General features: G+C 63.6%; 3 protein-coding genes and 1 pseudogene. All 4 read right to left on the reverse strand.

The features are described from left to right. Positions 1–202 precede the first annotated feature (202 nt). Entirely contained in the window at positions 203–814 is a 612-nt protein-coding gene (locus QZY03_RS13290; RefSeq protein WP_295581756.1) for a hypothetical protein, read from the reverse strand. Continuing rightward, a complete protein-coding gene (locus tag QZY03_RS13295; protein ID WP_295581759.1) occupies positions 814–1,011 on the reverse strand; it encodes a hypothetical protein in 198 nt (65 codons plus the stop codon). The genes QZY03_RS13290 and QZY03_RS13295 overlap by 1 nt, the downstream gene beginning before the upstream one ends. A gap of 240 nt (positions 1,012–1,251) precedes the next feature. Continuing rightward, the gene (locus QZY03_RS13300) at positions 1,252–1,560 is read right to left on the reverse strand and encodes a hypothetical protein (RefSeq protein ID WP_295581761.1); all 309 of its coding nucleotides are present in this window, start codon (positions 1,558–1,560) and stop codon (positions 1,252–1,254) included. Continuing rightward, positions 1,515–2,120 (reverse strand): annotated as a pseudogene (locus QZY03_RS13305) (hypothetical protein); the annotation flags it as partial. The pseudogene QZY03_RS13305 and the gene QZY03_RS13300, both read right to left, overlap by 46 nt.

The following is a 2,120-nucleotide window of genomic DNA, read 5'->3' on the forward strand; positions in this document are numbered from 1 at the left end:
GGTAAGCGTGGTGGCCGGGCCTGGGTGCTGGACGCGGACGTTTGGGGGCCAGGTCTGGCGGCACCGGGCTGGCTGCGAGGTACCGTCCATGGCACTGGGTTCCGGCATCCTTGCCGGAACGACGGGCTGCGAGATCCGCGGCGGCCGGCGGGGCAGCGGCGTCGGGTTTGTTCTTTCAGCGTGGTGCTGACCATTGCGCTTGCTACGGCAGAATGGGGCGAAAATAGCCTTTGATGCAGCCGGTATCTCTTACCACCAGTTGCACATGGTTTTTCTGTCGAAATCCAGCATCTGGATATAACTCGCCGCCTTCCCAAAAAGCACCGCGCACTGTCTGGTACGGGGACAATGTCTGACCTTGCTCTGTGGTGGCGTCTTCGCGTATCGCATGAAGCAGTTCGACTATGGCGCAGTCAAGGTGGCGCTGACGCTTATCGATGCCGCCAACATTCTTCGGCAGTTCAGGCAGGTTCGATGCCTGGAGTGCCTTGTAGGACTCGATCAACTGATCGAGCGCAGACGCCTCGAGGAAGTTGAGACACAGTCCGGGGTCGATGACCGCACCAATCACTGCCGGATTTTCGATGCGCCCCTTGGTGATATGTGGATCTGCCGCTGCTTGTTTGGCGAAATCGAGCGCCCGCTGCGGGCTGTACTCCCAAAAATAGATGCCATGCCCAAGCCAGTCGTAACTGTTTTGGCTGGGCGCGAGGTCGCACTCACCAGCCAGAACCCGCTCAACGATCTGACGGTCTGTGCCGTGAAAGCCTAACAGCAGACCAGGTAGAATTTCGTAACGGGGGCTCGAGGCCATTAGCCGCCAAATTCTTGGGTTAACTTACCGTTTCCCGACACGATGCCCGCGCGTTGCATCACGCGTTGAAGGGCTTGCGGATCTGCCTTGAGTGTTTCTACGACACGTGTAATTGCAGCCAGCTCAGCACCCGCCGATGGTGGCGGGTTCGGCCAGACCATCTTGGCCGTCTGCTTGGCTACGCTATGGTTTCTCATTGTGCCCACCTCCGGCTATTAGCATGCCGATCTGTCACTTGAGTATTCATTCCGGCCGAGCGGGCAAGCGCTGGCGCAGTCCACGGAATTCCGCGCCGCCTGGCGCGGTGTCACGGCTGGCGGTGGCAGAGCGTAGGGCGCAATTGGCGACTGCCGTATTGCGCCGCAGGGGAGGGCACCGCACGATCGCTGGCTATTGCGCCCTACGGTTCTCAATGACCTTGGCGGGGTCGTCAACAGTCAATGGTCGTGACGGCGCTGTTGCTTCAGCCAGGCTTCGATGAACTCGGGATCGAGACCTTCCAGCCGCTCCTCGGGGACGAGTCCGCGTAGCCGCTCCTCGGGGGCGAGTCCGCGTAGCCGCTCCTCGGGGGCGAGTCCGCGTAGCCGCTCCTCGGGGGCGAGTCCGCGTAGCCGCTCCTCGGGGGCGAGTCCGCGCAGCCGCTCCTCGGGGGCAAGCTCGCGCAGCCGATCCTCTTCCACCAGGCGATCGAGGAACGTCTTCAGGTGCTTGGGATCGCGCAGGACGTCTTCCAGAAGATCCCGCATCGCGTCGCGTTCGAACTCTTCAACGGTGTATGCCATGGCAGTCTCCAGGCCACCGGTGGCGGCCAGTTGGTCACGCAAGAAGATGCCAATGCGGCTGCGCGGGTGGCGATGGCGTAGCGGCGAACGTCGCGCGCCGGCAGCAACGGGTAGGCGCCCGCGGGTTCGGCCGGCGGCTCATCGGTCCCGCGCGCGCCGCGGCGGGCGCGGAGCGAGGCCAGCTTCCGGTAGGTTACGTAGTGGCTGACGCGCTCTTCCAGCGCCCAGGCGTTGAACGGCTCCGCGGCGGATTTGTCGCTGAGCAGGTTGTGGGCAGCCAGATTCTCCAAGCCATCGGGGAGGCCATCCACGCCGGCTGGATCGGCGGTCGCACTCGCGGCGTCGCGCCGTTCGATGATGAGGATGTCGAGTCGTTGACTCTTGAGCGACAACTCCTCTTCCATGGTCACCGACCAGGGGCGGCCAACGAACAGGTCGGTGAGCAGGATGCCGAGCCAGCGGTGCCAGGGTTTGTGGGGGCGGTTGTCCATGGCTGGCGTGATGGCGCGGAGGGCGGTGGCGGA

Origin of the sequence: uncultured Lamprocystis sp. (assembly GCF_903933125.1) — a bacterium.
Classification (GTDB): Bacteria; Pseudomonadota; Gammaproteobacteria; order Chromatiales; family Chromatiaceae; genus Thiodictyon.

Excerpts from the sequence above, each read along its gene's own strand:
- QZY03_RS13300 (WP_295581761.1), bottom strand. The coding sequence starts at position 1,560 with ATGCGGGATCTTCTGGAAGACGTCCTGCGCGATCCCAAGCACCTGAAG.
- QZY03_RS13295 (WP_295581759.1), bottom strand. The coding sequence starts at position 1,011 with ATGAGAAACCATAGCGTAGCCAAGCAGACGGCCAAGATGGTCTGGCCG.
- QZY03_RS13290 (WP_295581756.1), bottom strand. The coding sequence starts at position 814 with ATGGCCTCGAGCCCCCGTTACGAAATTCTACCTGGTCTGCTGTTAGGC.